This is a genomic window from Micromonospora sp. NPDC003944 (genome assembly GCF_053605225.1).
In genome coordinates, this window is record NZ_JBSGIV010000056.1 from 1 (window position 1) to 26,472 (window position 26,472).

Consider the following 26,472-nt stretch of genomic DNA (forward strand, 5'->3'; position numbering starts at 1 on the left):
CGCGGCGGCCGGGCGCGGGGCGCGGCGGCCGGGCGCGGGGCGCGGAGGCCGGGCGCGGCGTGCTGCCGCTCAGGCTGCCAGGTCCAGCTCCTGGTCGGTGACCGGCATCGGCAGCGCAACGGCGGGGGTCACCGTCGGCACCGGCCGCAGCCGGGCCCGCGCCGCGGCACCCGCGGGCAACAGGTGTACGGCCGACTCGGCGGCCCGGGCCAGCAACCGCCGGTCGGCGTCACGGGCCGGGTGCAGCGCCCCGGCGATCGTCACCGAGACCACCAGGTCCCGCGCCGTGACCACCCGCGCCACCGAGCGCAGCAGGGTGTCGGCGCCGAGGAACGCGGCTGCCGTGGTGGTGGACCCGGTGGCCTCGCAGCGATAGGTGAGCCGCAGCGGCACCACCGGGCTGCCCGCGTCGATGGCCGCCTGGAACGTCGCGGGCCGGAAACCCCCACCCGGGCGGCAGTCGGTGGCACCGTCCCCGGCGCACCACGTCGTACCCTCGGGAAAGACCGTCACCGACCGCCCGGCGCGCAGCGCGTCGGCGACCCGGTCGACGGTCCTCGGCAGCGCCAGCGGCCGAGAGCGGTCCACGAAGACCGTGCCCGCCGCCGCGGCCAGCAGACCGACCACCGGCCAGGAGCGAATCTCCTTCTTCGCCACCATCCGGGTCGGCGCGACCGCAAGCACCGCGAGGATGTCCAGCCAGGAGACGTGGTTGGCGACCAGCAGCGCCCGCCGCCGGGGTAGCCGACCCCGCACCACGAGGCGGACGCCGAAGGCGCGCGCGGTGGCCCGCGCCCACCCACTGACGAGCGCCTGCCGTTCCCGGGTGGGGAGCACGGGCAGCAGCAGCACCACTCCGATCCCGGCCAGCAGCATGCCGAGCGCGGCAGCCAGCCGGAGCACCCGGCGGGCCACCGGCACCGTGGGCACCTCGCCGGCCGTCGGCAGGCAGTCGTCGTCGCAGCCCGAGGCGGGTCGCCACAGGTCGCGCGGCACGGCGGTCACCGCTGCTCCCCGCCCAGGAAGTGCCGCAGGTAGCGCGGGTTCATCCGGTCCAGGGAGAAGAGGACGTAGAAGTCCGCGCACCCGAAGTCGCTGTCGTACGACGGCTCACCGCAGATCCACGCGCCGAGCCGGAGGTAGCCCCGCAGCAGCGGCGGAACCGCGACCCGCCCGGTCGGGGCAGTGGCGACCGGGCCGGCGGCGGCCGCCTCGGTGAACCAGGGTCGCAGCGGGCGGACCCGCAGGGGCGGCGGCGACAGGTGCCGGGCCCGGGCCTGGGTCCACACCTCGGCGACCGTCCGGCCACCGTCGGCCACCGGCACCGACGCGCAGCCGCCGAGCCAGCGGGAGCCACGCAGGTGCAGGTAGCGGACGATGCCCGCCCACATCAGGTTGATCACCGCACCGGAGCGGTGGTCCGGGTGCACGCAGGACCGGCCCGCCTCGACCAGGTCGCCGCGGAGCGGGTCGAGTGGGCTCAGGTCGAACTCGTCCTCGGCGTAGCGCCGGGCGGTGCGCCCCGGCGGCAGCAGCCGGTACGTGCCGACCACCTCGCCGGTGCTGTCCTCGCGGACGATCAGGTGGTCGCAGTACGCGTCGAAGGGGTCCACGTCCAACCCGACCTCGCCGGGGAGGAGGGTGGCGCCGAGCTCGGTGGCGAACACCTCGTGGCGCAGGCGTTGCGCGGCCGCGACCTGGGTGGGGTCGTCGGCGATCAGCAGGGTGTATCCGCTGGTCTTCAGGGGTGCGCCAGCGGCATGCAGAACGGCCATGGGATCTGTGTAAGGGCCCGGGTTGCCGTTCACGGGGACCACTGGTGTCGGCAGGGTGAACGCCGGCCGGCAGATGGCTCTCACCGCGCTCGTGCGAGGCTGCGGTACGGCCCGGCGACGACGCCGGCACGCCCCACCGGAGGCCGACGATGCGCATCGAATCCCAGTACAACGGGCCCGCCGGCTCCGGTAACGGCGGCTGGAGCGCGGGGGTCTTCGCCGCCGAGGCGGGCGGTGGCGGGCCGGTCGAGGTGACGCTGCGCCGGCCACCACCACTGGAGACCGAGCTGACCCTGCGCGACGGCGAGGTCCGGGATCCGGCCGGCGAGTTGGTGGCCGAGGTGCGCCCGGCCGGGGTGGTCGACGCCGTCGTACCCCCGGTGGACCTGGACACGGCGGTGGCCGCCGCCGCCCGCTATCCCGGCCTGGTCGAGCATCCGTTCCCCGACTGTTACGTCTGCGGGCCGCAGCGGGCCGACGGGCTGCGGATCTTTCCGGGCCGGCTGCCGGACGGGCGGACCGCCGCGCCGTTCCGCGCACCCGAGCAGGTCAGCGCGGCCACGGTCTGGGCGGCGCTGGACTGTCCCGGCGGTTGGGCGGTGCTCGCGCCGGGCCGCCCGTACCTGCTGGGTCGGATCGCCGCCGTGGTCACCGCGCTGCCCGCGCCGGGCGACGAGTGCGTGGTGACCGGGGCGTTGCAGGGTGTCGATGGACGCAAGGCGCTTGTGCACACAAGCCTGTACGGCCCGGACGGTGTGCTGCTCGGCGCGGCCCGGGCGACCTGGATCGCCCGTTGAGTCCCGGCCGTAGTCCGCAGGGATGAGCCCTCTCCACCCCGCGACGGAGGCGAACGTAGCGACCGCGCCTGATTGACCTTGTTGCCACGGCCCGTCACGCTGTGCCACGGCGTACTCGACGCCCCCCACGGGAGGAGAACGATGACTGACGGGCAGCGAAGCCCCACCAGCGACGGTCAGATCGTGGTGTCCGGTCTGACGAAGCAGTACAAGAGCGTGCGGGCGGTGAACAACCTGTCCTTCACCGTGGCGCCGGGGCGGGTGACCGGCTTCCTCGGCCCGAACGGCGCCGGCAAGACCACCACGCTGCGCATGTTGCTGAACCTGGTCACGCCGACCGCCGGCACGGCCACCATCAGCGGGCAGCGGTACGCCGACCTCTCCGACCCGCTGCGGCAGGTCGGAGCGGTGCTGGAGGCGTCAAGCGCGCACAAGGGCCGCACCGGCATCAACCACCTGCGGGTCATCTGCGCGGCCGCGGGTCTGCCGAAGCAGCGGGCCGACGAGGCGTTGGCCCTGGTCGGGCTGAGCCCGGCGGCGAAGCGCAAGTTCAAGGGTTACTCGCTCGGCATGAAGCAGCGGCTCGGTATCGCCGCCGCGATGCTCGGTGACCCCCGCGTGCTGATCCTCGACGAGCCGGCCAACGGGCTGGACCCGGAGGGCATCCGGTGGATGCGCGGGTTCCTCAAGAACCTCGCCCACGAGGGCCGCACCGTGCTGGTCTCCAGCCACCTGCTGTCGGAGATGCAGCTGCTCGCCGACGACGTGGTGATCATCGCGGCCGGGCAGCTGGTCCGGCAGGGTCCGGTCGACCAGGTGCTCGGGTCGATGGCGCAGGGCGCCCGGGTCCGGGTACGCACCCCGCAGGTCGAGGCGCTGACCGCGGCGCTGAAGGCGCAGTCCGCGACCATCGAGACCGACGAGCACGGCGTGCTGCTCGTCGCCGGGGTGGACGCCCCGACGATCGGCCGGGCCGCCCTGACCGCCGGGGTGGAGCTGCACGAGTTGACCACCGAACGGCCCGACCTGGAACGGGTCTTCCTGGAGCTGACGGCCGGAAAGGCGGGCATCCGATGAACCTCGTCCGATCCGAGCTACTCAAGATCCGTACCACCAACACCTGGTGGATCTTCGCGCTGATCAGCCTGCCGCTCTGGGCGCTCACCCTGCTCATCAACTGGCTACAGGCCGACACCCTGACCAGCGGGAACCTCGGCGACGTGCCGCCCGACCAGATGGACACCCTGACGGCGGCGGCCCACCCGGACGCGCTCTCGTCGAACCTCTTCACCACCGGGCAGTTCTTCGGTCTGCTGATCGTGATGCTGCTCGGCATCATCGTGGTGACGAGCGAGTTCTTCCACCAGACCGTCACCACCACGTTCCTCACCAACCCGCACCGCACCGCCGTGATGACCGCCAAGCTGGTTGCGGCGGGCGTGCTGGCGCTGCTGTTCTGGCTGGTCACCACCGTGTTCAACCTGATCGCCGGCTCGGCGGTGCTGAACGCGGTCGGGGTGGGCTCCCAACTGGACAACGAGGCCGCCTGGCGGGCGATCGGGTTGAACCTGCTCGCGTACCTGCTCTGGGCGGTCTTCGGCGTCGGCATCGGGGTGCTGATCCGCAGCCAGATCGGCGCCACGGTGACCGGCATCCTGCTCTACCTGGGTGGCTCGATCGGCGCCATCGTGGTGATCAGCATCCTGGCCGAGCGCTGGGGTGACTGGATCAACAACCTGCAACTGCTGGTGCCGTCGCTGGCCTCGTCGCTGATGGTGACCGGCGCGGACATCCCGGGCAACCCGCCCCGCTGGGCCGGCGCTGCCGTGCTCATCGGGTACGCGGTGGTGACCGGTGTGGTCGGCACCCTGCTGATGCGCCGGCGCGACATCTCCTGACCGGCACCGGGGTGGCGGCCGTGCGGCCGCCACCCCGGTTCCCTTAGCAGGCGTCGGGAGAGCACGCAGCGGTCTGTGAACTTCTGGCATCTTCTGTGAAACCGGCCACGGGACCGAGGCGGAAATGCCTGCGGGATCGGTACGGCGTAGCCTGGGAACCGTCTGGTCCGCGCTCCTAATCGGGCGCGCCGGACACACCGCGTGCCACACAAACCCGCGTGAAAGAGGCGATTACCGGCCGTGTCGACCCAGCAGACTTCGCAGGAGAACCCACTGGCGGGTTTCGGCCCGAATGAGTGGATCGTCGAGGAGATGTACCAGCGTTACCTCGCTGACCCATCGAGCGTCGATTCGGCCTGGCACGACTTCTTCGCCGACTACCAGCCGGCACCAGGCGCGGCCACCCCGCGCGGCACCGAATCGTCGGACAAGCCGGCCGCCGCTCCCGAGCCGGACGGCCAGCCGGAGGCGGCCGCCACGGTCGCCCAGCCCAGCGCCCCGGCCAAGCCGGCGACCGCGAGCAAGCCGGCCGCCGCCCAGTCGGCGCCGGCCAAGCCCGCCGCTTCGGCCACTCCCAAGGCCGCACCGGAGAAGGCAGCCCCGGCCAAGCCGGCCGCCAAGGCCGCCGCGCCGACCGCCGACGGTCCACAGACCACGCCGTTGCGCGGCGTCGCCGCGAAGATCGTCCAGAACATGGACGCCTCGCTGAGCGTGCCCACCGCGACGAGCGTGCGCGCGGTCCCGGCCAAGCTGCTCGTCGACAACCGCATCGTGATCAACAACCACCTGGCCCGTGGGCGGGGCGGCAAGGTCAGCTTCACCCACCTGGTCGGCTACGCGATGGTGCGCGCGCTGGTGCAGCACCCCGAGATGAACAACTCCTTCGCCGAGGCCAACGGCAAGCCGGCGGTGGTCCGCCCGGCGCACGTCAACCTCGGCATCGCGATCGACCTGGCCAAGCCGGACGGCACCCGCAACCTGGTGGTCCCCTCCATCAAGGGCTGCGAGCAGATGGACTTCCGGCAGTTCTGGCAGGCGTACGAGGACGTGGTCCGTCGGGCGCGGCGCAACGAGCTGACCATGGAGGACTACTCCGGCACCACGATCTCGCTGACCAACCCGGGTGGCATCGGCACCGTGCACTCGATGCCGCGGCTCATGCAGGGGCAGAGCGCGATCATCGGCGTCGGTGCGATGGAGTACCCGGCCCCCTACCAGGGGATGTCCGAGGCCACCCTCGCCGAGCTGGCGGTCAGCAAGATCATCACGCTGACCAGCACGTACGACCACCGGATCATCCAGGGCGCGCAGTCCGGCGAGTTCCTCAAGGTGATGCACGAGCTGATCCTGGGCGAGCACGGCTTCTACGACCAGATCTTCACCGCGCTGCGCATCCCGTACGAGCCGGTGCGCTGGATGCGGGACGTGGCGGTCAACTCCGAGGGTCAGATCAACAAGACCGCCCGCGTGCACGAACTGATCCACGCGTACCGGGTGCGCGGTCACCTGATGGCCGACACCGACCCGCTGGAATTCAAGATCCGCAAGCACCCCGACCTGGACGTCCTCCAACACGGGCTCACCCTGTGGGACCTGGACCGCGAGTTCCCGGTCAACGGCTTCGCCGGCCGGCAGCGGATGAAGCTGCGCGAGATCCTGGGTGTGCTGCGCGACTCGTACTGCCGCCGGGTCGGCATCGAGTACATGCACATCCAGGACCCGGAGGAGCGGCGCTGGGTCCAGGAACGGATCGAGCGCAAGTACGAGAAGCCGTCCGCCGACGAGCAGAAGCACGTGCTCAACCGGCTCAACGCCGCCGAGGCGTTCGAGACCTTCCTGCAGACGAAGTACGTCGGCCAGAAGCGCTTCTCGCTCGAGGGCGGCGAGTCGCTGATCCCGCTGCTCGGTGAGGTGCTGGAGTCCTCCGCCGAGAACGGGCTGGACGAGGTCGTCATCGGCATGGCCCACCGGGGTCGGCTCAACGTGCTTGCCAACATCGTCGGCAAGCCGTACGAGAAGATCTTCTCGGAGTTCGAGGGCCACCTGGACCCGCGCTCGACGCAGGGCTCCGGCGACGTGAAGTACCACCTGGGCCAGAACGGCAAGTTCACCACCCCCGACGGCGAGCACGCGGTCAAGGTGTCGGTGGTGGCCAACCCGTCGCACCTGGAGGCCGTCGACCCGGTGCTGGAGGGCATCGTCCGGGCCAAGCAGGACCGGATCGACCTCAAGCTGGAGGGCTACACCGTGCTGCCGCTGGCGGTGCACGGTGACGCCGCCTTCGCCGGGCAGGGCGTGGTCGCCGAGACGCTCAACCTGTCGCAGCTGCGCGGTTACCGCACCGGCGGCACCGTGCACGTGGTGGTCAACAACCAGGTCGGCTTCACCACCGCCCCGGAATACAGCCGGTCCAGCCTCTACAGCACCGACGTGGCCCGGATGATCCAGGCGCCGATCTTCCACGTGAACGGCGACGACCCGGAGGCCGTGGTCCGGGTGGCCCGGCTGGCATTCGAGTACCGGCAGACGTTCAACAAGGACGTCGTGATCGACATGGTCTGCTACCGCCGGCGTGGCCACAACGAGGGCGACGACCCGTCGATGTCCAACCCTCAGATGTACAAGATCATTGACTCGAAGCGTTCGGTCCGCAAGCTCTACACCGAGGAGCTGATCGGTCGCGGCGACATCACCGTGGAGGACGCGGAGGAGCTGCTCCGCGACTACCAGGCGCAGCTGGAGAAGGTCTTCAAGGCCACCCGGGACGCCGCCTCGGCCCCGCGCCAGCTCAACCGGCCGCGCCGCGAGGAGGAGCCGGAGCCGCAGGTCGACACCGCCACCGACGCGTCGGTGGTCAAGGCCATCGGTGAGGCGCACATCAATCTGCCCGAGGGCTTCACCCCGCACAAGCGGATCCAGCAGCTGCTCGACCGGCGGGCCAAGATGTCCGTCGAGGGCAACATCGACTGGGGCTATGGCGAGATCATCGCCTTCGGGTCGCTGCTGCACGATGGGGTCACCGTCCGGCTCGCCGGTCAGGACTCGCGTCGCGGCACCTTCGTCCAGCGGCACGCCTCGGTCGTCGACTCCCGCACCGGCGACGACTACCTGCCGCTGAAGTCGCTCACCGGCGACGGCGAGCGCTCCCGGTTCTTCGTGCACGACTCACTGCTCAGTGAGTACGCGGCGATGGGCTTCGAGTACGGCTACTCGGTGGAGAACATCAACGCCCTGGTCGCCTGGGAGGCCCAGTTCGGCGACTTCGTCAACGGCGCCCAGTCGGTGATCGACGAGTTCATCTCGTCCGGTGAGGTGAAGTGGGGCCAGCGCTCCGCCGTCACCCTGCTGCTGCCGCACGGCCACGAGGGCCAGGGCCCGGACCACACCTCCGGCCGGCCGGAACGGTTCCTGCAGATGTGCGCCGAGGACAACATGCGGGTGTCCATCCCGACCACCCCGGCGAACTACTTCCACCTGCTGCGCCGCCAGGCCCTGTCGCCCAAGCGCAAGCCGCTCGTGGTGTTCACGCCGAAGTCGCTGCTGCGGCACAAGCTCTGCGTCTCGTCGGTGGAGGACTTCACCACCGGCACCTTCCAGCCGGTGCTGCGCGACACGGCCGCGCCGGCACCGGAGGCGGTGAAGCGGGTGCTGTTCTGCTCCGGCAAGGTCTACTACGACCTGTTCCAGGCCCGGCAGGAGCGCGGCGTCACCGACACCGCGATCCTCCGGCTCGAGCAGCTGTACCCGCTGCCGGTGGAGGAGATCCGGGCCGCCCTGGCGCAGTTCCCGAACGCGGAGGACTTCGCCTGGGTGCAGGAGGAGCCGGCCAACCAGGGCGCCTGGTCGTTCGTCGCGCTCAACCTGCTGGAGCACCTCACCGACGTTCGGCTGCGGCGGATCTCCCGCCCGGCCGCGGCCGCCCCGGCGGTCGGCTCGGCCAAGACCCACGAGGTCGAGCAGAACGCGCTGATCGAGGCGGCTCTCCCCCGCCCGTGACCTGACCCGCACCGCGCGAGCCGGGGCAGGGCCGTTTCCCACGGTCCTGCCCCGGCTCTCGTCGGTCCACCGCCCGGCCGTCTGCCGGGCCGAGCATGAGGACGTACGCGATGTACTTCACCGACCGTGGCATCGAGGAGCTGGTCGAGCGCCGGGGCGAAGAGCAGGTGACCCTGGAGTGGCTCGGCGAGCGCCTGCGCGACTTCGTCGACCTCAACCCCGACTTCGAGACCCCCATCGAACGTCTGGCCACCTACCTGGCCCGCCTGGACGACCCGGACGACGACGACGCCTGATCCGGTTCCACCCACGGTGATCAAGAGCTTTCGGTCACCATTGGGGCCGGAAGTGACGCAAACTTCTTGATCATCGGGCAGGGGGTGGGGTTGTGGCTCGTAGTGTTTACCTGACCAGCGTGGGGTCTGGCGGAGGGAAATCGACGATCGCCCTCGGGTTGGCGGAGCTGCTGTCTCGCCAGGTCGGGCGGATCGGCGTCTTTCGGCCACTGGTGGCCTCCAGCGGCCAGGACCCGATCCTCGCCCTGCTCAGTGAGCGGTACCGGGTCGAGGTGCCGCTGTCCGAGCTGGCCGGGGCGAGCTACTCCGAAGCCACGGCGTTGGTCGCCGACGGTCGACGGGAGCAGCTGATCTCCGCGATCGTCGAGCGCTACCGGGCGGTGGAGCGGCAGTGCCCTGCGGTGGTCGTGGTGGGCAGCGACTTCGACGACCCGGGCGATCCGGCCCGCCCCCGGGAGCTGGCCTTCAACGCCCGGCTGGCCACCGAGTTCGGCAGCGTGGTGGTGCCGGTGGTGGACGGCTTCGGGCAGGAGCCGGCAGCGGTCGCGGCGGCCGTGCGGGGGGCGTACCACGATCTGGCCGACCTGGGCGCGACGGTGCTCGCGGTGATCGCCAACCGGGTCTCCGAGCCGATGACGCTGCCCGACCTGCCGGTGCCCGCGTACGCCATCCCGGAGGTGCCGAGCGTGTCGGCGCCGACGGTGGCCGAGGTGGCGGCGGCGCTCGGCGCCACCCTGCTTGCCGGGGACGACGCCGCGCTCGGTCGCGACGTGCTGGACTTCGTGGTCGGCGCCGCGCACGTGCCGACCCTGCTGGGCCACCTCACCGAAGGCGCCCTGGTGATCACCCCTGGGGACCGGGCCGACCTGCTCGTCGCCGCGAGCGCCGCGCACGTGGCCGGGCAGGTCTCGGTGGCCGGCCTGGTGCTGACCCTCGGCGAGCAGCCCGACCCCAGGGTGATGCGGCTGGTGGAGGGGCTCAACACCGGGCTGGCGGTGCTCTCCGTCCGCAGCGACAGCTACGACACGGTGGCCGCGTCCAGTCGCATCGAGGGCCGGCCCAGCACCGCCAACCCCCGCAAGGTGGAGGCCGCGCTCGGCGCGTTCGAGCGCTGCGTCGACACCGACGACCTGGCCCGTCGACTGCGGGTCAGCCGGTCGGCACGGGTCACCCCGCTGATGTTCGAGAACGAGCTGATCGACCGGGCCCGCTCGAAGCCCCGGCACCTGGTCCTGCCGGAGGGCTCCGACGAGCGGATCCTGCGGGCGGCGGAGATCCTGCTGCGCCGGGGCGTGGCCGAGCTGACGCTGCTCGGCCGACCGGACGACATCGCCCGGCGGACCCGCGAGCTGGGCATCGACCTCGGCGACGCGCAGGTGGTCGACCCGGTCACCAGCGGGTGGCGTGACGACTTCGCCGACGAGTACGCCCGCCTGCGCGCCCACCGGGGCGTGACCGCCGAGTTGGCGCACGACGTCGTGGCGCAGCCCAACTACTTCGGCACCCTGATGGTGGCCACCGGCCGCGCCGACGGCATGGTCTCCGGCGCGACGCACACCACCGCCGCGACCATCCGGCCGGCGTTCGAGATCATCCGTACGCTGCCGGACGTCTCGGTGGCCTCCAGCGTCTTCTTCATGCTGCTCGCCGACCGGGTGCTGGTCTACGGTGACTGCGCGGTCAACCGCGACCCGGACGCGGCCCAGCTCGCCGACATCGCGATCTCGTCGGCCGACACCGCCGCCCGGTTCGGCATCGAACCGCGAGTGGCGATGCTGTCGTACTCCACCGGCAGCTCCGGCGCCGGCGAAGATGTGGAGAAGGTCGCCGCGGCCACCGCGCTGGTGCGGGAGCGCCGGCCGGACCTGCTTGTCGAGGGGCCCATCCAGTACGACGCCGCGATCGACCCGGCGGTGGCGGCGACGAAGTTGCCGGGCAGCCCGGTCGCTGGCCACGCCACGGTCTTCATCTTTCCGGACCTGAACACCGGCAACAACACGTACAAGGCGGTGCAGCGCTCCGCCGGGGCGGTCGCCGTCGGCCCGGTCATGCAGGGCCTGCGCCGACCGGTGAACGACCTGTCCCGGGGCGCGGGAGTGCCCGACATCGTCAACACGGTGGCGATCACGGCCATCCAGGCAGCCACCGAGGAGGCGTCGTGAGTCGGGTGCTGGTGCTCAACTGCGGGTCGTCGTCGGTCAAGTGGCGCCGCTACGACGGTGACCAGGCCCTCGACCACGGCACCGTCGAGCGGATCGGTGAGCCCGGTGGCGGCCCGGCGAACCACGCCGATGCGGTCCGACGGATCCTGGACGGGCTGGACCTGACCGGGCTGGCGGCGGTCGGGCACCGGGTGGTGCACGGTGGCCGGACCTTCAGCGCGCCGGTGCTCGTCGACGATGCGGTCCTGGCCGCGATCAGGGACCTGGTGCCGCTCGCCCCGCTGCACAACCCGGCAAACCTGGCCGGCATCGAGGTGGCCCGCGCGGCGCTGCCGGACGTGCCGCAGGTCGCCGTCTTCGACACCGCCTTCCACCACACCCTGCCGGAGGCCGCCGCCACGTACGCGATCGACCGGGACACCGCCGAGCGGTACGACATCCGCCGGTACGGCTTCCACGGCACCTCCCACGCGTACGTGTCCCGGCGCACGGCCGAACTGCTGGGCCGCCCGTACGAGCAGGTCAACACGATCACCCTGCACCTGGGCAACGGGGCCAGCGCCTGCGCGGTGGCGAACGGCCGCAGCGTCGCCACCTCGATGGGCATGTCACCGCTGCAAGGGCTGGTGATGGGCACCCGCAGCGGCGACGTGGACCCGACCGTGATCTTCCACCTGCGTCGGGAGGCCGGGCTGTCCGTGGACGACATCGACGACCTGCTCAACCACCGCAGCGGCCTGCTCGGGCTGACCGGCGTCAACGACATGCGCGAGGTGCTCGAACGGCGGGCGGCCGGTGACCCGGCGGCGACGCTGGCCTTCGACGTGTACTGCCGGCGCATCACCGGCTACGTCGGTGCGTACTACGCGCTACTCGGCCGGGTCGACGCGATCACCTTCACCGCCGGGGTCGGCGAGCACGCCGCGCCGGTGCGGGCCGCCGCGCTGGCCGGTCTGAGCCGGCTCGGCATCACTGTCGACAACGCCCGTAACGACGGCGACGGCGACCGGTTGATCTCGCCCGACGGCGCCGAGGTGAGCGTCTGCGTCATCCGCACCGACGAGGAGCGGGAGATCGCCCGGCAGACCCGGGACGTGGTCGACGCGGCCTGAGGTGAATGAGGCGCGCACCCCCGGGAGGCCCGAGGGTGCGCGCCTGTCGGTCGATCCCGATCAGCCGGTCGCCAGCCAGGCGACGAGTGCCACCAGCACCACGACGACCACTGCCGCACCGATGATGAGCGGCAGGCGGGACGGGGCCTCCGTCGACGCTGCAGCCTCCGGCGTCTGGTTGAAGGCGCGGAACGCCTCGGTGTTGCCGCTGGGGTCCGTGTAGTTCTCAGGCATGTCGGTGACCCTAGCGAAGCTGGTCACGCGGCACAGTCCCCGGCCCACGGCCTCCCAGCTGTGGACCCGGCCGGCGGAGGTGACCCGACCGGGTGGCGGGTGCACCCGAGCCGGACGGCGGGGCCGCTACGCCCGGCCGGGCACCTACCGTGGAACGATGGGGGCGGGGCGGCTGTCGGCCGTACTGGTGACGGCGCTGCTGGCCGGCTGTGCGCCGGCCACGGCCGTGGCCGGCGGGGCCACGACGCCGGTCCCGACGCGTCGGGCGCCCGAGGGGTCGTACGCCGTCGGCGTGCGTACGCTCACCCTCGATCCGCGCTCGGCGCGCCCCCTGCCGGTGACGATCTGGTACCCGGCGTCGACCGATCGGGTGGCCGCCGGGCGGTTCCCGGTGGTGGTCTACAGCCACGGGCTGGGCAGTCTGCCGGAGCTGCACGCCGGCCTGACCACCCGCTGGGCGGCGGCCGGTTTCGTGGTGGCCGCGCCCGCGTACCCGCACACCCGGCAGGGTGCCGCGCACGTCACCCGGGCCGACGTACGCCACCAGCCGGCCGACGCCTGGCGGCTGATCCGGCACCTGGGCAGCCTGGACCGGAACCGCACCGACCCTCTCGCCGGGCACCTCGACCTGGCCTCGGTCGCCGCCGCCGGGCACTCGGCGGGCGGCTTCACCACCTCCGGCATGTTCACTGCGGGCCACCCGGCCCGGCTGCGCGCCGGGATCGTGATCGCCGGCGGCGGGTTGCCGGGCAGTTTCGCCGGGCCGGCCGCCCCGGTGCTCTTCGTGCACGGCACGGCCGACCCGGTGGTGCCGGTGACGGTCGGCCGGGCCGCGTACGCACGTACCCCCGGGCCGGCCGCGTTCCTCAGCCTGCTCGGCCAGGACCACGGCGCATACCTCACGCCCGGCCACCCGGGCTTCGCCCCGGTCGTCGCCACCACCACCGACTTCCTGCGCTGGACCCTCTACGGCGACCGGGCCGCCGCTGCCCGCCTCCCCGCCGACGCCCACTCCCCCACCCTGACCCGCTACGAGTCCCGCCCAGCCCACTGACCCTCTGCGGCACTCCCCCTGAACCGTGGGTGAGCGGGCGGGCACACCGCGCCGAAGTCCGCCGGGCAGGTCCACGGGGCAAGGCACAATCGGATTCATGCCACGTCGCGTCACCCCCGCCCTGCTGGCCAGCGCCGTGCTCATGGCGGGTCTGGTCGGCTGCTCGGCGGACGCCCGGAAGACCGAGAGTCAGCAGGCGCCCGTCGAACCACCGCCCGCCGCCCCACCGACACCACAGGTCCCCGCCGGCAAGGCCCCGCAGCGTGCCTTCGCCGTCGGCGTACGCCAGCTCAAGCTGAACCGGGACGGCCGCGCGCTGCCGACGACGCTCTGGTACCCGGCGGCCGGGGAGGCCGGCGGCGCGGCCAAGCGGTCCGCGACGGCGGCGGACGGCCGGTTCCCGGTGGTGATGTTCAGTCACGGCCTGGGTGGGCGACCGGACGACTACGCCACGCTGCTGACCCGCTGGGCGGCGGCCGGTTTCGTGGTGGCCGCGCCGACGTTCCCGCACACCTCCCGGGGCGCGGACAACAACGTCCTCGACGTGCTCAACCAGCCAGCCGACGTGTCGTACGCGTTGGACCAGGTGTTGGCGCTTGACGGCAAGGCCGGCGACGCGTTGCGCGGCCGGTTGGACGGCGAGCGGGTGGCCGCCGCCGGGCACTCGGCGGGCGGGGTGACCACCATCGGCCTGTTCACCGCGAGCCGGGACGAGCGGCTGGACTCGGGGGTGGTCTTCGCGGGCACGGCGCTCGGCGTGGGCACCGCGTTCGCCGGTGCGGCCGCGCCGCAGTTGTTCGTGCACGGTGAGCTGGACGAGGTGGTGGAGTACGCGGCGGGTAAGGCCGCCTACGACAAGGTGCCCTGGCCGAAGGCGATGCTGAGCCTGCCCAAGGGCGACCACGGGCGGGCGCTGCTCAACGACGGCGCGACGCTGCGGGTCGTCTCGGACACGTCCGTCGAGTTCCTGCGCTGGTCGCTCTACGGCGACGCGGACGCCAAGAAGCGCATCTCCACCGACGCGACGCGCGGCGACATCGCCACCTTCGACGACCACCTCTGATCTCCGGCGGTCGACCAACCGAAGATCCGCGCAACATCCTGGATGTTGCTGCCTCGGCACGCCGGGATGCAGCAGTTTCCCCGATGTTGCGCGGATCTTGGCGTAGCGCAGCGCGGCAGGAGCAGCGGGCGTCAGGCCTCGTGGTCGATGACGACCTTGCCGAAGGCGTCGCCGGAGTGCAGTCGGGCGAAGGCGTCGTCGACCCGGCTGAACGGGACGACGCTGTCCACCACCGGGCGCACCTCGTTCTCGGAGCAGAACTCCAGCAGCTCGTACAGCTCACCGGGCGTGCCCATCGAGGTGCCCAGGATCTCCAACTGCATCGCGAAGACCCGGCGCAGGTTGACCGAGGGCTCGTGCCCGGCGGTCGCGCCGGAGACCACGATCCGGGCCATCGGCGCGGCCGACTTCAGCGAGTGGTCGAAGGTGGCCGCGCCGACCGTCTCGATCACCACGTCGACCCGTTCCGGCAGCCGGGCACCGGGCTCGAAGGCGGTGGCGCCGAGGGCCGAGATCCGGTCGCGCTTGACGGCGTCGCGGCTGGTCGCGTACACCCGCTTGCCCATCGCGACGGCGAGCGCGACGGCCGCGGTGGCCACGCCACCGCCGGCGCCCTGGACCAGGACGCTGTCGGCGTCCGCGACGCGGCCCTTGGTGGTCAGCATCCGCCACGCGGTCAGCCAGGCCGTGGGCAGGCACGCCGCGTCGGTCGCCGCCATGCCGTGGGGCAGCGGGATCAGGTTCGACCGGGGTACGACCACCCGCTCGGCGAGCGTTCCGGAGAAGTGCTCGGAGAGGATGGAGACCCCGCGCGGGTCACCCGGAGTGACGACCACCGGGTACACGACCACGGGGCGGCCCTCCGGGTCCAGCCCGACCGCGTCGCAGCCGAGGATCATCGGCAGCTGGGCCTCGGTGAGACCGACCCCGCGCAGCGACCAGAGGTCGTGGTGGTTGAGCGAGGTGGCCCGCACCTGCACGGTCACCCAGTCGTCGGCCGGCGGGGTCGGCTCGGGCTGCTCGCCGACGGTGAGCGCGGCGAGCGGGTCGGCGTCGTCGAAACGGGAGGCAAAGGCAGCACGCATGATCGGCACGGTAACAAGCTGAGCGCTCGTCAAGAAGGCGTGCGGCCGGGCCGGCGCACCCCGGCCCGTGCCTGGGCACGGGCCGGGAACGCGTACCGGCTATCGGCGGGCGACGCCGTCGCGGCGGGCGGCTTCGGCGACCGCCTCGGCCACGGCCGGTGCGACGCGCGGATCCAGCGGGGACGGGACGATCGCCTCGGCGGTCAGCGACTCGGCCACCACCCCGGCGATGGCGTCGGCGGCGGCGACCTTCATCGCCTCGGTGATCCGGGTGGCACCGGCGTCCAGCGCACCGCGGAACACCCCGGGGAAGGCCAGCACGTTGTTGATCTGGTTGGGGTAGTCACTGCGGCCGGTGGCGACCACCGCGACGTGTCGGGCGGCCATCTCGGGGTGCACCTCGGGGGTCGGGTTCGCGAGCGCGAACACGATGCCACCGGGTGCCATGCCGGCCACCGCCGCCTCGGGGATCTGCCCGCCGGAGACCCCGACCAGCACGTCCGCGTCGCGCAGCGCCTCGGTGATGTCGCCCTGTCGGCCGTCGGCGTTCGTGCTCTCCGCGAGCTCCGCCTTGGTGCCGGTCAGCTCGGTGCGGTGCCGGCCGATGATCCCCTTGGAGTCGCAGACCACCACCTGGTCCGGGTCGACGCCCCCGGCGATGAGCATCTTCGTCACGGCCACGCCCGCCGCGCCCGCGCCGCTGACCGCCACCCGCAGGTCACCGAGCTTGCGGTCGAGCAACGTCGCGGCGTTGCGCAGCGCGGCGAGCACAACGATCGCCGTGCCGTGCTGGTCGTCGTGGAAGACCGGGATGTCCAGCGCCTCGTCGAGCCGACGCTCGATCTCGAAGCAGCGCGGCGCGCTGATGTCCTCCAGGTTGATCCCGCCGAACGAGGGGGCCAGCGCCCGCACCACCGCGACGATCTCGTCCACGTCCTGGGTGTCCAGGCACACCGGCACCGCGTCCACACCGGCGAACTGCTTGAACAGCACCGCCTTGCCCTCCATCACCGGCAGCGCGGCCCGGGGGCCGATGTTGCCCAACCCGAGCACCGCCGAGCCGTCGGTGACCACCGCGACCGTGTGTGACACCCAGGTGTAGCCGTCCACCAGGGCGGGGTCGGCGGCGATCGCCTCGCACACCCGGGCCACCCCCGGGGTGTACGCCAGGGAGAGGTCCTCCCGGCTGGTGAGCGGCACGGTCGAGGTGACGGCCATCTTGCCGCCCCGGTGCAGTTGGAAGACGGGATCAGCGGGGTCCACGGTGGACGAAGACATGGTGACTCCAGGATCTGTCGAGCAGATGTGAGGCGGCCGGGCCTGCCGCGAGGTGGGCGGCGAGCGGTGGCACGCGGTGCGGGGGGTCACCCGGGCACTTTCCGAGCATAGTGTCGGCACCACCCCCCGGATGTGAGCAGGGTCATAACTGGCGTCGAGGCACCCGTCCGGGGCGCGGCCAGTAGCGGGCCACCACCCGTCCGTGCACGTCGGCCACCCCGTACGCCCGGGAGTCGTCGGTGATCAGGTCGTTGTCGCCCCGCAGCCACCAGCCGCCGTCCTGCGGCCGGACCGCACGCTTGACGACCAGCAGATCGGGCCGGGTCCGGAAGACCGCCACCACCACGTCGCCGGCCCGGGTCGGGCGGCCACCGGGACGGACCAGCACCGCGTCGCCGTGGCGCAGCGTCGGTGCCATGGACGGGCCGGTCACCAGAACGGCGGTCAGCGGCCTCCGCAACCGGGGCACCTCAGCCGGGTGATCGGCGGGCACTGGTTTCACCTCCACCCGGTTCGGGGAGCATCCCCAGGAGTAATGTCGCCTTTGATCATCGCAAACTTCCCATGGAGGATCCCGATGCGACTTCCGCGCATCCTTGCGCCCCGCGTCACCGCGAGCGCTCACTGCGACCTGCCGTGCGGTGTCTACGACCCGGCCCAGGCCCGGATCGAGGCCGAGTCGGTCAAAATGATCTGCGAGAAGTACCAGTCGAACACCGACCCGGAGTTCCGCACCCGCGCCATCATCATCAAGGAGCAGCGCGCCGAGCTGGTCAAGCACCACCTGTGGGTGCTCTGGACCGACTACTTCAAGCCGCCGCACTTCGAGAAGTACCCGAACCTGCACAGCCTGTTCAACGAGGCCACCAAGCTCGCCGGCGCCGGTGGCGTCAAGGGCAGCCTCGACCCGGCCACCGCCGACAAGCTGCTCGCGAAGATCGACGAGATCTCGAAGATCTTCTGGGAGACCAAGAAGGCGTGACCTCTCCGGTCATCCCGACGATCCGGCCGGCGCGTCCCGAGGACGTGCCGGCCGTCGTCGCCATGGTGCACGAGTTGGCCGAGTACGAACGCGCCCCGGAGCAGTGCCACCTCACCACCGACCAGCTGACCTCGGCGCTGTTCGGCAGCGCTCCGGCGCTCTTCGGTCACGTCGCGGTGGACGGGCACGACGAGCCGCTCGGTTTCGCGCTGTGGTTCCTCAACTTCTCCACCTGGGCCGGCGTGCACGGCATCCACCTGGAGGACCTCTACGTCCGGCCGGCCGCCCGGGGCACCGGAGCCGGTCGCCTGCTGCTCGCCGCCCTTGCCGACATCTGCGTACGACGCGGCTACCAGCGGCTGGAGTGGTGGATGATCGACTGGAATCCGGCTGCCGGTTTCTACTCCGCGATCGGCGCCGAGCAGATGAGCGAGTGGCTCCCCTACCGGCTCAGCGGTGCCGCGCTCCGCGAGCTGGCGGACCATGCCACCACCGCCGGCACGCGTACGGGCGACTGACCGGGTAGAGTCCCCGACCGGGGGGATGAGGCGTGACTCAACTGACTGGCCAGCCAGCGACCGACGATGACGTGGTGCACCTCACGGTGCCTGCCGACGGCGGTTACCTCGGCGTGCTTCGCACCGCCACCGCAGGTCTCGCGGCCCGGTTGCAGTTCGCGCTCGACGAGATCGAGGATCTGCGGATCGCTGTCGACGAGGCGTGCGCCATGCTGCTCGCCATCGCCACCCGCGACGCCGAGTTGGAGTGCCGCTTCGCGGTCACCGACGACGCGCTCACCGTCGAGGTGACCGTGCCGACCGTTCGCGGTGCCACCCTGCCCGCCGAGTCGTCCTTCGCCTGGAAGGTGCTCACCGCGCTGACCACCTCGGCGTCCGCCACGTCCGCCGACGGTCGGGCCACGATCGCACTGCTGACCCGCCGCTCCGGCGGCTACTGACCCACCCGCCGCTCCGGCGCGGTCACTCGAAGCCGAGGGCGCGGGTCGTCGGAGGGCAGATCAGCAGCCAGGCCACGCCCAGGCCGAGCGCCATCAGCGGCACTCCCAGCCAACCCAGCCCTGCCTGGATCATGAACCACCCGATCGGCAGCAGCATCAGCTGAAGCACGATCGCGGGGGCCCGTGCGCCAGCCTGACGGCGCAACAGCGCGCGGCCCAGCGCCCAGAGCGCCACCGCCGCCCCGATCGCGAACACGGTCACCAGCAACGCCGCCAGCAGGTCGGTGCGGGTGGCGGTGAGGTCGGCCCAGACCAGCCAGACGGCGATCAGCCCGACGACGGCCGCCTCCGCCCAGAGCAGCCGGACCGCCCAGCGGAGCGTGACGGGGATCGGGTCCGAGTCGATGGTCACGCGCGCCACGATACCCGGGCTGCCGGAAGGTACAGTGCCGCCCATGCGGGCCGTCCTGGTGGTCAATCCGAAGGCCACCACCACCAGCGAACGCAGCCGGGACGTGCTCGTCCGGGCGCTGCGCAGCGAAGTCGATCTCAGCGTGCGCTACACCCGTCGGCGCGGGCACGCCGTGGCGCTGGCCCGGGAGGCAGCCGCCGAGGGGGTCGGCCTGGTCGTCACCCTGGGTGGCGACGGCACGGTGAACGAGGTGGTGAACGGCCTGATGACGGCCGAACCGCCGACTCGCGCCGGTGATGCCACGATGGCTGAGCGACTGCCGGCGCTGGCGACCGTCCCCGGTGGCTCCACGAACGTCTTCGCCCGCGCGGTGGGTCTGCCCCGGGAGTGGCCGGAGGCGACAAGCATGATCCTGGAGGGGCTGCGGCTGGGCCGCAGCCGGACGGTGGGGCTGGGCCTCGCCGACGACCGCTACTTCACCTTCTGCGCCGGGTTCGGCCTGGACGCCGCGGTCATCCACCGGGTGGAGCAGGCCCGGCGCAAGGGGCGGGTGTCCACTCCGTCGCTCTACCTGCGTTCGATCATGAACCAGTACTTCTTCGCCTCGGACCGACGGCACCCGGCGATCGTCCTGGAACGTCCGGGCGAGCCGGCGGAGGCCGAGCTGGCAACCGTCATCATCCAGAACACGGCGCCCTGGACGTACCTGGGCGACCGGGAGGTCAACCCGAACCCGGCGGCGTCGTTCGATCTCGGGCTGGATGTGCTGGCGTTGCGACAGCTCCGGGTGGCTAGCACAACACGGACAGTGACGCAGTTCCTGTCCCGGCAACCAGATCCTCGCGGCCGACAGGTGTTACGCCTCCATGACACAGCGGAGTTTACGCTGGTCTCCAGCCGCCCACAGGCGTTCCAGCTGGACGGGGACTATCTTGGCGAGCGGGAGAAAGTCAGATTCACCTCCGTTCCGGCCGCACTGAGAGTAATCTGCTAGGTCTCGGGGTACTGCCCTTGGTCGACGCGGTGGCCACAACCGATCGACACAGTCGCCGCCACACCGAGGACGGGTGCCGGAAATGTCAGCAATGTCACGCGGACTGTACTATATTGATCCTCGACTGTGGCACGGCGGGTAACCAGGAAAGCACTGGTATCCGGACAAATGGGTTGTGGGCTTGCTCACCGCCCGGAGTTTTTCCGAGCGTCACCCTTGACATCGCGACTGTTCGTGAAAGTATTCACAAGCGAACTTGAGTGACCGGGACATTGCCTGGATATGCTCGTCAGGTTGAGCTGTTCCAGCAGGTCCCCGGCGCTAACAGCCTGCTCACGCACTGCCGAATGGACGAACGCTAACTGTCACCTCGGCACTGCGGATGCATATAGGAAAAGCACGACCAAGCAATTGTTGCCACCCATCCAGAATGAGGAGTGTTGCCGCCATGGACTGGCGTCACCATAGTGTCTGCCGCGACGAGGACCCGGAACTGTTCTTCCCGATCGGGACGTCTGGACCTGCTCTCCTGCAGGTCGAGCAGGCCAAGGCCGTCTGCAGGCGCTGCTCCGTGACCGACCAGTGCCTGCAGTGGGCACTCGAGTCTGGTCAGGACGCCGGCGTCTGGGGCGGAATGAGCGAGGAGGAGCGGCGCGCTGTGAAGCGGCGCGGCGGTCTCCGGGTGCTGCGCGCTCACTCCGCCTGATCCCCAACGACACGCTGTACGCCCCGGTGGGTTCGCCCACCGGGGCGTTCCGCTGTCCGGCACCGGACCACCGGGCCGGCACGGGTCAGCCCGTCGACGCCAGCACGGGCCGGTCGTCGACCCGACGCAGCACCAACTGGACCAACTCCGGTGCGTCGGTCAACGGCGCGGCCACCGCCACCGCTCCCGCCGCCCGAGCCGCCTCGGCCACCGCGTCGTGGAACAACCCCGGAGCCAGGAAGTACGCGGACACCGCGACCCGGCGCGCGCCGGACGCCCGCAGCCGGGTCACCGCCACGCCGGCAAGCGGTGGAGCCGCCGAGGCGTACGCCACCCGACACGGCACCCCGAACTCCGCGCCGAGCGCATCGGCCACCCGACCCACCGAGCGGCGTGCCCGCGCGTCCCGGGTGCCCGCAGCGGCGAGCACCAACGCGTCGAAGCGGCCCGGACCCGTCTCACCCAGCCGACGGCACAGCCCGGCCAGCAGCCCGGCATCAGGCGTGTCGCCCGCCGGGCCGAGCACGTCTGTCACCCGTACCGCAAGTGGTGGCCCGGACCGCGCCGCAGCGGCGACCGCCGCCGGAATGTCCACCCGGTTGTGGTACGCGGCGGTCAGCAGCAGCGGCACCAGCACCGCCCGGCGGTGACCGGCCTCAGCCAGGTCGCGTAGCACCTGGGTCGGCCCCGGCTCGGTGTGGTCCAACCAACTCGCCCAGACCGGTGTGCCCGGCCGGGCCGCCGACACCGCCCGAGCCAGTGCCCGGGTGGCATCTGCCGCTCGTGGATCACGACTGCCGTGCGCGACAAGCACCACCGGGTCCGCCCCGCCGGCCACCGGTGGGCCGGTCGGGGTCGTCGCCGGGGAGGTCAGACGTGCAGACCGCACTCGGTCTTCTCGAACATGGCCCACCGACCGGCCCGCGCGTCCTCGCCGGCCTTCGTACGGCGGGTGCACGGCCAGCAGCCGATCGACCCGTACCCCTGCTTGAACAGTTCGTTGACCGGCACGTTGAAGCGGGCGATGTAGGAGTCCACGTCCCGCTGCGACCAGGCCGCGATCGGGTTGACCTTGACCTTGCCGCGGCGCGCGTCGAAGGTCACCACCGGCGTGTTGGCCCGGCTCGGCGACTCGTCCCGACGCAGACCGGCGGCCCAGGCGTCGTAGCCGGTCAGTGCCCGCTCCAACGGCTCCACCTTGCGCAGCTGGCAGCAGTCGTCGGGCGACTTGTTGAACAACCGGGGGCCGTACTGGCCGTCCTGCTGGCCGACGGTGAGTCGGGGACGGATCGACCTGACGTTCACCGGCAGCGTCCGGGCGACCTCGTCGCGGACCCGAAGCGTCTCGGGGAAGTGCAGCCCGGTGTCGAGAAAGACCACGTCCACCCCGGGGGCCACCCGGGACACCAGGTGCGCCAGCACGGCGTCGGCCATCGAGCTGGTGACGCAGAACCGCTCACCGAAGGTCTGCGCCGCCCAGCGGGCGATCTCCAACGCCGGGGCGCCCTCCAGGTCCCGAGCGGCCCGCTCGGCGAGGACCCGCAGCTCGTCCGGCTTGCGCCGGGCCGGGTCGGCCGTCGTCGAGCCGCCCGGACCGACCAGGCGCAGGCTCGCGGCCGAGACGAGGCTCATGAGGTCACCGCCCGGCTGAGCAGCCCGGTGAACTTCACCGAGAAGACCCGGGTGCAGGCGTGGCACTCCCAGGCGCCGTGCCCCGCCTCGTGCGGCCGTAGATCCTCCTCGCCGCAGTACGGGCAGTACAGGGGTGCCGCTCGGTTCTCGCTGCTCACCGCAGGTCCTCCTCGTCGACTCTGATCACCCAGTTGGCGAACGTCTCGCCCTCGCTCCGACCGGCCAGGTAGCGTCGGGCCAGCCGCTCCACGTACTCCGGAAGCTCCTCGGCGGTGGTCTTCAGACCGCGCAGCTTGCGACCGAACCCGGCGGTCTGCCCCTGCGCCATGCCCAACCCGCCGCCCAGGTGCACCTGGAAACCCTCGACCTGGCGGCCGTCCGGGCCGATCACCAGTTGACCCTTGAGCCCGATGTCGGCCACCTGTGTGCGGGCGCACGCGTTCGGGCAGCCGTTGATGTGGATCGAGATGTCCGCGTCGAAGTCGCGCAGCCGCTGCTCCAGCCGGGCCACCAACTCCTCGCCCCGGGCCTTGGTCTCGACGATGGCGAGCTTGCAGTACTCGATGCCGGTGCACGCCATGGTGCCGCGCCGCCAGGCCGACGGCCGGGCCTCCAGACCGATCCCGCGCAGCGCGTCGACGAGCGACTCCGTCCGCTCCGACGGCACGTCGAGCACCAGCAGCTTCTGGTACGGGGTGAGCCGCACCCGGTCGCTGCCGTGCGCCTCGACCACGTCGGCCAGCTGGCTGAGCTGCGCGCCGGACACCCGCCCGACCACCGGGGCGGCGCCCACGTAGTGCCGCCCGTCGGCCTGCTCGTGCACGCCCACGTGGTCGACCGGCTTCGACGGCAGGATCGGTGCCGGGCCGTCGAGCAGCGTGCGGCCGAGGTAGTCCTTCTCCAGCACCTCGCGGAAACGCTCCACGCCCCAGTCGGCCACCAGGAACTTCAACCGGGCACGGCTGCGCAGCCGGCGGTAGCCGTAGTCGCGGAAGATCCCGACCACCCCGGCCCACACGTCGGGCACCTCGGCCAGCGGCACCCAGACGCCCAGCCGCTTGGCGAGCATCGGGTTGGTGGAGAGACCCCCGCCCACCCAGACGTCGAAGCCGGGCCCGTGCTCGGGGTGGTCGACGCCGAGGAAGGCGATGTCGTTCGACTCGTACGGGGTGTCCACCAGCCAGGAGATCGACGTCTTGAACTTGCGGGGCAGGTTGGAGAACTGCTTGTCGCCGACGTACCGGGAGACGATCTCGTCGACCGCCGGCGTCGGGTCGAGCAACTCGTCGCGGGCCACTCCGGCGACCGGGCTGCCCAGCACGATCCGCGGGCAGTCGCCGCACGCCTCGGTGGTCTGCAGACCGACCGACTCCAGTCGACGCCAGATCTCCGGCATGTCCTCGACCCGGATCCAGTGGTACTGGATGTTCTGCCGGTCGGTGATGTCGGCGGTGTCCCGGGCGAACTCCCGGGAGATGTCCGCGATCACCCGCAGCTGGGCCAGGCTGAGCTGACCGCCGTCGATGCGGACCCGGAGCATGAAGAACTCGTCCTCCAGCTCGTGCGGCTCCAGCACGGCGGTGCGCCCACCGTCGATGCCCGCCTTGCGCTGGGTGTAGAGGCCCCACCAGCGGAACCGGCCGCGCAGGTCCTGCGGGTCGATGGAGGCGAAGCCGCGGTGCGCGTAGATGGTCTCGATGCGGGCCCGGACGTTGAGCGGGTCGTCGTCCTTCTTGATCCGCTCGTTGGGGTTGAGCGGCTCGCGGTGGCCGAGCGCCCACTGACCCTCGCCCCGGGGCCGGCGCGGCGCTCGGGTCGGGCGAGCCGTCGGGTCCTCGGAACGGGCCGGGATGCTGCTGACCGCCATCGCGGCGTCCTCCGTTGTCTGCTGTGCCTCGGGCTACGCGGGGCGCGGCGGCCGGCCCGCGAAGCGGGCGGGACAACGGTGTCTTCAGACAGCCGGCGCGGAGCGCGCCCGAGACGGATTGGTCGGGCGTCGTCAGTAGGCCGGACAGATCGCGCTGCGCACGCGGCCGTAATCGACGTGGCGGCGTGCCACGAAGCGGCGGACGACTGCGGCGGTCATGCGCCCATGCTGCCACACCCCAAGGGGGCCGGCCAATGTCCGCGTGCGGGATCCCACATCACGGGCCAGCGCTCAGCCGACCAGTTGGTCACCGAGGACAGTTCGGGCGTAACGCACCACCCGCCCCTGTCGGACGCCGGCGATCAGGCCGTTGTCCCGCAGCGTGGTGAGGTGGTGCGACGCGGTCGCCGGCGCGAGGCCCAGCATCGCGGCCAGCTCGCCGGTGCTCAGCGGCGAGTCGAGCAGCGAGAGCGCCGCCGCCCGGGTGCCACCGAGCAGGGCCCGCAGCGCCGCGCTTGGCGGCGGCGCATCCCACAGCCCGCCCAGCCCGGTGGGCGGATAGCAGAGGGCAGGCCCGGCGTCGCCCTCCATGATCGCGTGCACCGTCGGGCCGGAGAACGAGGTGGGCAGCAGCGTCCACGGGCGTCCGTCCAGGCCAGCCGGCCGGGTCGTGCCGACGGCGACCCGCAGCGCCGCGCCGTCCCAGCGGATCAACGGGTGCAGCTCGCGGAGCAGGGTGCGCCCACCCTGCTCGGCGGCGAGCAGGGTGCGCCGCCGGATGTCGGCCAGCGCGAGCGCCCGCAACCGGGGCCAGTCCGGTGCGATCAGCACTGTGAAGTACCTGTGGAGTTGCGCGACCAGCTCGTCCGGGGCGATCCGGGGGGCGCCGGCCCGCTCCAGCTGCCGCCGCACCCGGGACGGGTCGGTGCCGGCGACCGCCCGCAGCTCGGCGGCCAGGTTCGGTGCCGCCCCGATCGGGGTGAGGAAGTCCGGCACGTAGCCATTGGCCGACCTGAGCACCGCCAACAGCGGTTCCAGACCGGCCCCCGGCAGCAGCCGCTCCGCGCGCTCCCGCCACGGGCGGTGCATCCAGTACTTCGTCGGCTTGCGCAACGCCCAGGAGCTGGCCACCAGCTCGGCCAGGGGCGAGTGCACGAACCGGACCCGGCTCAGGTCGTCGGGCGAGAACCGAACCTCGATCACCCACGGATTCGACCACGTTCGAACGGTTCGGCGACAGCGCTTGGCGGCCCCAGGATCCCCGGCACATGGAGTACAGGCAACTGGGCCGGTCGGGCCTGCGCGTCAGCGCGGTCGCGTACGGCAACTGGGTCACCCACGGCAACCAGCTCGACGACGACGCGGCGGCCGCGTGTGTGGCCGCCGCCCTGGACGCGGGCATCACCACGTTCGACACCGCCGACAGGTACGCCCAGGGGCGGGCCGAGGAGGCGTTGGGTAAAGCGCTGAGCGGCGTCCGGCGCAGCTCGATCGAGCTGTGCACGAAGGTGTGCCTGCCGGTCGGGCCGGGGGCCAACGACGCCGGGCTGTCCCGCAAGCACATCATCGAGGGCTGTCACGCCTCGCTACGGCGGTTGGGCACCGACTACGTCGACCTCTACCAGGCGCACCGGTACGCCGCCGAGCTGCACATCCCGTTCATCGCCAACCAGCCGCAGTACTCGATGCTGTGGCGGGTGGTGGAGGCCGAGGTGTCGCCGGCCTGCGCCGACCTCGGCCTGGGTCAACTCGCCTGGGCGCCGCTCGCGATGGGCGTGCTGACCGGGCGGTACGAACCCGGCCGACGTCCGCCCGCCGGCTCCCGGGCCACCGACGGCTTCGGTGGTTCGTTCATCGCCCGCTACTCCTCGGACCTGCTGCTCTCCCGGGTACGCCGACTCCGGCCGATCGCCGAGGCCGCCGGCTGCACGATGGCCCAGTTGGCGGTGGCGTGGGTGCTGCGCCGGCCGACCGTGGCGGGCGCGATCGTCGGCGCGTCCCGGCCCGAGCAACTCGCCGAAACGGCCGAGGCCGCCACGGTACGCCTCGACGACGAGCTGGTGGCCCAGGTCGACGCCGTGCTCGACGAACTCGTGGAGCGTGATCCGGCGAAGACCGCCCGGCCGAACGACGTGATGCCCGCCTGGCGTCCACCGCCTGCCGCCGGCTGA

General features: G+C 72.0%; 27 protein-coding genes. 15 read left to right on the forward strand and 12 right to left on the reverse strand.

The window, feature by feature from the left end; translation table 11 throughout:
* Positions 1-69 precede the first annotated feature (69 nt).
* Complete coding sequence (locus ACWER9_RS24205; RefSeq protein WP_452303991.1) at positions 70-1,005, reverse strand: lysophospholipid acyltransferase family protein; 936 nt, start codon at positions 1,003-1,005, stop codon at positions 70-72.
* Positions 1,002-1,775 (reverse strand): GNAT family N-acetyltransferase, encoded by a 774-nt coding sequence (locus ACWER9_RS24210; protein WP_452303992.1) that lies wholly within the window; start codon positions 1,773-1,775, stop codon positions 1,002-1,004. The genes ACWER9_RS24205 and ACWER9_RS24210 overlap by 4 nt, the downstream gene beginning before the upstream one ends.
* 149 nt (positions 1,776-1,924) lie before the next feature.
* On the opposite strand from ACWER9_RS24210, the gene ACWER9_RS24215 reads away from it, so the two are divergent.
* The 7 genes from ACWER9_RS24215 to ACWER9_RS24245 all read left to right on the forward strand — a co-directional run bounded on the left by ACWER9_RS24215 (position 1,925) and on the right by ACWER9_RS24245 (position 12,036).
* A complete protein-coding gene (locus tag ACWER9_RS24215) occupies positions 1,925-2,572 on the forward strand; it encodes a hypothetical protein (RefSeq protein WP_452303993.1) in 648 nt (215 codons plus the stop codon).
* 141 nt (positions 2,573-2,713) lie between these two features.
* Positions 2,714-3,649 (forward strand): ABC transporter ATP-binding protein, encoded by a 936-nt coding sequence (locus tag ACWER9_RS24220; RefSeq protein WP_452303994.1) that lies wholly within the window; start codon positions 2,714-2,716, stop codon positions 3,647-3,649.
* Positions 3,646-4,470 carry an ABC transporter permease gene (locus tag ACWER9_RS24225; RefSeq protein ID WP_452303995.1) on the forward strand — a complete coding sequence of 275 codons (825 nt, stop codon included), beginning with the start codon at positions 3,646-3,648 and terminating at the stop codon, positions 4,468-4,470. Before ACWER9_RS24220 ends, ACWER9_RS24225 begins: the two co-directional genes overlap by 4 nt.
* 240 nt (positions 4,471-4,710) lie before the next feature.
* Entirely contained in the window at positions 4,711-8,466 is a 3,756-nt protein-coding gene (locus tag ACWER9_RS24230) for a multifunctional oxoglutarate decarboxylase/oxoglutarate dehydrogenase thiamine pyrophosphate-binding subunit/dihydrolipoyllysine-residue succinyltransferase subunit (RefSeq protein ID WP_452303996.1), read from the forward strand.
* 110 nt (positions 8,467-8,576) lie between these two features.
* Positions 8,577-8,762, forward strand: a complete 186-nt coding sequence (locus ACWER9_RS24235; protein WP_110561692.1) for a DUF6104 family protein — start codon at positions 8,577-8,579, stop codon at positions 8,760-8,762.
* A 92-nt stretch (positions 8,763-8,854) separates the two neighbouring features.
* Entirely contained in the window at positions 8,855-10,924 is a 2,070-nt protein-coding gene (gene pta, locus ACWER9_RS24240; RefSeq protein ID WP_452303997.1) for a phosphate acetyltransferase, read from the forward strand.
* A complete protein-coding gene (locus ACWER9_RS24245) occupies positions 10,921-12,036 on the forward strand; it encodes an acetate/propionate family kinase (RefSeq protein ID WP_452303998.1) in 1,116 nt (371 codons plus the stop codon). Before pta ends, ACWER9_RS24245 begins: the two co-directional genes overlap by 4 nt.
* A 60-nt stretch (positions 12,037-12,096) precedes the next feature.
* Here ACWER9_RS24245 and ACWER9_RS24250 read toward each other — a convergent pair whose 3' ends face one another.
* The gene (locus ACWER9_RS24250; RefSeq protein WP_196919583.1) at positions 12,097-12,270 is read right to left on the reverse strand and encodes a hypothetical protein; all 174 of its coding nucleotides are present in this window, start codon (positions 12,268-12,270) and stop codon (positions 12,097-12,099) included.
* Between the two features lie 157 nt (positions 12,271-12,427).
* Here ACWER9_RS24250 and ACWER9_RS24255 point away from each other — a divergent pair, with 157 nt between their 5' ends.
* Together ACWER9_RS24255 and ACWER9_RS24260 are read left to right on the forward strand one after the other, a co-directional pair.
* Positions 12,428-13,324 (forward strand): alpha/beta hydrolase family protein, encoded by an 897-nt coding sequence (locus ACWER9_RS24255; RefSeq protein WP_452303999.1) that lies wholly within the window; start codon positions 12,428-12,430, stop codon positions 13,322-13,324.
* Between the two features lie 97 nt (positions 13,325-13,421).
* Positions 13,422-14,387, forward strand: coding sequence for an alpha/beta hydrolase family protein (locus tag ACWER9_RS24260; RefSeq protein ID WP_452304000.1), 966 nt, complete (start codon positions 13,422-13,424; stop codon positions 14,385-14,387).
* A 131-nt stretch (positions 14,388-14,518) separates the two neighbouring features.
* Here the strand turns inward: ACWER9_RS24260 and ACWER9_RS24265 are convergent, their stop codons facing one another.
* From ACWER9_RS24265 to ACWER9_RS24275, 3 genes are all read right to left on the reverse strand, one after another.
* A complete protein-coding gene (locus ACWER9_RS24265) occupies positions 14,519-15,481 on the reverse strand; it encodes a zinc-binding dehydrogenase (protein ID WP_452304001.1) in 963 nt (320 codons plus the stop codon).
* Positions 15,482-15,571: 90 nt separating this feature from the next.
* Positions 15,572-16,750 carry an NAD(P)-dependent malic enzyme gene (locus ACWER9_RS24270; protein WP_452304002.1) on the reverse strand — a complete coding sequence of 393 codons (1,179 nt, stop codon included), beginning with the start codon at positions 16,748-16,750 and terminating at the stop codon, positions 15,572-15,574.
* Between the two features lie 142 nt (positions 16,751-16,892).
* Complete coding sequence (locus ACWER9_RS24275; RefSeq protein ID WP_452304003.1) at positions 16,893-17,258, reverse strand: S24/S26 family peptidase; 366 nt, start codon at positions 17,256-17,258, stop codon at positions 16,893-16,895.
* A 69-nt stretch (positions 17,259-17,327) separates the two neighbouring features.
* Here ACWER9_RS24275 and sodN point away from each other — a divergent pair, with 69 nt between their 5' ends.
* Genes sodN through ACWER9_RS24290 form a run of 3 tightly spaced genes read left to right on the forward strand, consistent with a single transcriptional unit; the run spans position 17,328 to position 18,690 of the window.
* Positions 17,328-17,732 carry a superoxide dismutase, Ni gene (gene sodN, locus ACWER9_RS24280; protein ID WP_030336684.1) on the forward strand — a complete coding sequence of 135 codons (405 nt, stop codon included), beginning with the start codon at positions 17,328-17,330 and terminating at the stop codon, positions 17,730-17,732.
* Positions 17,729-18,250, forward strand: coding sequence for an N-acetyltransferase family protein (locus ACWER9_RS24285; protein WP_452304004.1), 522 nt, complete (start codon positions 17,729-17,731; stop codon positions 18,248-18,250). Before sodN ends, ACWER9_RS24285 begins: the two co-directional genes overlap by 4 nt.
* 32 nt (positions 18,251-18,282) lie before the next feature.
* Positions 18,283-18,690 (forward strand): ATP-binding protein, encoded by a 408-nt coding sequence (locus tag ACWER9_RS24290; RefSeq protein WP_452304005.1) that lies wholly within the window; start codon positions 18,283-18,285, stop codon positions 18,688-18,690.
* Between the two features lie 22 nt (positions 18,691-18,712).
* Here the strand turns inward: ACWER9_RS24290 and ACWER9_RS24295 are convergent, their stop codons facing one another.
* Positions 18,713-19,102, reverse strand: coding sequence for a hypothetical protein (locus ACWER9_RS24295; protein ID WP_124853891.1), 390 nt, complete (start codon positions 19,100-19,102; stop codon positions 18,713-18,715).
* Positions 19,103-19,145: 43 nt separating this feature from the next.
* Between ACWER9_RS24295 and ACWER9_RS24300 the strand changes: the two genes are divergently transcribed.
* Together ACWER9_RS24300 and ACWER9_RS24305 are read left to right on the forward strand one after the other, a co-directional pair.
* The gene (locus ACWER9_RS24300) at positions 19,146-20,096 is read left to right on the forward strand and encodes a diacylglycerol/lipid kinase family protein (RefSeq protein ID WP_452304006.1); all 951 of its coding nucleotides are present in this window, start codon (positions 19,146-19,148) and stop codon (positions 20,094-20,096) included.
* A 448-nt stretch (positions 20,097-20,544) separates the two neighbouring features.
* Positions 20,545-20,802, forward strand: coding sequence for a WhiB family transcriptional regulator (locus ACWER9_RS24305; RefSeq protein WP_088950012.1), 258 nt, complete (start codon positions 20,545-20,547; stop codon positions 20,800-20,802).
* Positions 20,803-20,887: 85 nt separating this feature from the next.
* On the opposite strand, the gene ACWER9_RS24310 is transcribed toward ACWER9_RS24305, so the two are convergent.
* The 5 genes from ACWER9_RS24310 to ACWER9_RS24330 form a co-directional block, all read right to left on the reverse strand.
* Positions 20,888-21,691, reverse strand: a complete 804-nt coding sequence (locus ACWER9_RS24310; protein ID WP_452304007.1) for a sirohydrochlorin chelatase — start codon at positions 21,689-21,691, stop codon at positions 20,888-20,890.
* On the reverse strand, positions 21,673-22,434 hold the full coding sequence (locus ACWER9_RS24315) for a phosphoadenylyl-sulfate reductase (RefSeq protein WP_452304008.1): 762 nt from the start codon (positions 22,432-22,434) through the stop codon (positions 21,673-21,675). Before ACWER9_RS24315 ends, ACWER9_RS24310 begins: the two co-directional genes overlap by 19 nt.
* Complete coding sequence (locus tag ACWER9_RS24320; RefSeq protein WP_165435836.1) at positions 22,431-22,592, reverse strand: hypothetical protein; 162 nt, start codon at positions 22,590-22,592, stop codon at positions 22,431-22,433. Before ACWER9_RS24320 ends, ACWER9_RS24315 begins: the two co-directional genes overlap by 4 nt.
* On the reverse strand, positions 22,589-24,301 hold the full coding sequence (locus ACWER9_RS24325) for a nitrite/sulfite reductase (protein WP_452304009.1): 1,713 nt from the start codon (positions 24,299-24,301) through the stop codon (positions 22,589-22,591). The genes ACWER9_RS24320 and ACWER9_RS24325 overlap by 4 nt, the downstream gene beginning before the upstream one ends.
* A 291-nt stretch (positions 24,302-24,592) precedes the next feature.
* Positions 24,593-25,504, reverse strand: a complete 912-nt coding sequence (locus tag ACWER9_RS24330; RefSeq protein WP_452304010.1) for an ArsR family transcriptional regulator — start codon at positions 25,502-25,504, stop codon at positions 24,593-24,595.
* A gap of 65 nt (positions 25,505-25,569) precedes the next feature.
* Here ACWER9_RS24330 and ACWER9_RS24335 point away from each other — a divergent pair, with 65 nt between their 5' ends.
* Positions 25,570-26,472, forward strand: coding sequence for an aldo/keto reductase (locus ACWER9_RS24335; protein WP_452304011.1), 903 nt, complete (start codon positions 25,570-25,572; stop codon positions 26,470-26,472).